The following is a 1,677-nucleotide window of genomic DNA, read 5'->3' as shown; positions in this document are numbered from 1 at the left end:
GTCGGGCGGCGCGCTGTTCGTCTTGACGCTGCGGCGCGCCCGCACGCATCATCCGGACTCCGTGTCCGAGCCGGCGGGCTCGCATTAGCGTGAACAGGCCGGTCGACGAACGATCGGAATCAACGAGAGCCGCACGCACCAGCGCCGCGCGGCCTGTCAGGAGCAAGTGACCAAGATGGCCAACCGGCTGCAAGTGATCTATATCGAAGACGATGCGCTCGTGCGCCGGGCGAGCGTGCAGAGCCTTCAACTGGCGGGCTTCGACGTCGCCGGCTTCGAGTCGGCCGAGGCGGCCGAGAAGGCGATCGTCGCGGATACCGCCGGCGTGATCGTCAGCGACATCCGGCTGCCCGGCGCGAGCGGGCTCGACGTGCTCGCGCAGTGCCGCGAGCGCGTGCCCGACGTGCCGGTGATTCTCGTCACCGGGCACGGCGACATCTCGATGGCCGTCCAGGCGATGCGCGACGGCGCGTACGACTTCATCGAAAAGCCGTTCGCGGCCGAGCGCCTGATCGAGACGGTGCGCCGCGCGCTCGAGCGCCGCGAGCTCGTGCTCGAGAACCACGCGCTGCGGCGCGAGCTGGCCGGGCAGAACGTGGTCGCGCCGCGCATCATCGGCCGCAGCCCTGCGATCGAGCAGGTGCGCAAGCTGATCGCGAACGTCGCGCCCACCGACGCGTCGGTGCTGATCAACGGCGACACGGGCGCCGGCAAGGAACTGATCGCGCGCAGCCTGCACGAGCTGTCGCCGCGCCGCGACAAGCCGTTCATCGCGGTCAATTGCGGCGCGCTGCCCGAGCCGATGTTCGAGTCGGAGATGTTCGGCTACGAGCCCGGGGCGTTCACCGGTGCGGCGAAGCGGCGCGTCGGCAAGCTCGAATACGCGTCCGGCGGCACGCTGTTCCTCGACGAAATCGAAAGCATGCCGCTCGCGCTGCAGGTGAAGCTGTTGCGCGTGCTGCAGGACGGTGTGCTGGAACGGCTCGGCTCGAACCAGCCGATCCGCGTGAACTGCCGCGTGGTCGCGGCCGCGAAGGGCGACATGAGCGAACTGGTCGCGGCCGGCACGTTCCGGCGCGACCTGCTGTACCGGCTCAACGTCGTGACGATCGCGCTGCCGCCGCTCGCCGAGCGCCGCGAGGACATCGTGCCGCTGTTCGAGCACTTCATGCTCGATGCGGCCGTGCGCTACGGGCGGCCGGCGCCGGTGCTGACCGACCGGCAGCGCGCGAGCCTGATGCAGCGCGACTGGCCGGGCAACGTGCGCGAGCTGCGCAATGCGGCCGACCGCTTCGTGCTCGGCGTGGCCGACATGCCGCCGGAAACGGGTACGGGCGACGACGCCGACAACGACCAGACGCTGAAGGAGCGCATCGAGCAGTTCGAGCGCGCGGTGATCGCCGAGGCGCTGAACCAGACGGGCGGCGCGGTCGCCGCGACGGCCGACCGGCTGCATGTCGGCAAGGCGACGCTGTACGAGAAGATGAAGCGCTACGGGCTGTCGGCGAAAGGCGACACCGAGCGCTGAAAAGCAAACGGACCGCGGAACCGGGGTGCCCGGTCATGCGGTCCGTTGTTTTACCGAAAGAGGCGGTGCGGTGCGCGCCCCTTCGAATCCGATTCGGCGGCGCTCAGGCCGCGTTGCCGTCGAGCGCCTTCTTGAGCAGCGCGTCGAGT

At 69.9% G+C, this 1,677-nt stretch carries 1 protein-coding gene; it reads left to right on the top strand.

Annotation, left to right across the window (positions count from 1 at the left end; translation table 11 throughout):
• Window positions 1-175: 175 nt before the first annotated feature.
• The gene (locus JMF90_RS36135) at window positions 176-1,528 is read left to right on the top strand and encodes a sigma-54 dependent transcriptional regulator (protein ID WP_175809959.1); all 1,353 of its coding nucleotides are present in this window, start codon (window positions 176-178) and stop codon (window positions 1,526-1,528) included.
• Window positions 1,529-1,677 lie beyond the last annotated feature (149 nt).

The organism is Burkholderia sp. E168m23, assembly GCF_016586125.1.
Classification (GTDB): domain Bacteria; phylum Pseudomonadota; class Gammaproteobacteria; order Burkholderiales; family Burkholderiaceae; genus Burkholderia; species Burkholderia orbicola.
The sequence above is the reverse complement of the archived record's forward strand: the minus strand, read 5'-3'. Positions and strand labels throughout refer to the sequence as shown.

What these genes read in the sequence shown, in the direction of transcription:
- JMF90_RS36135 (WP_175809959.1), top strand. Translation starts at nt 176, where the DNA reads ATGGCCAACCGGCTGCAAGTGATCTATATCGAAGACGATGCGCTCGTG.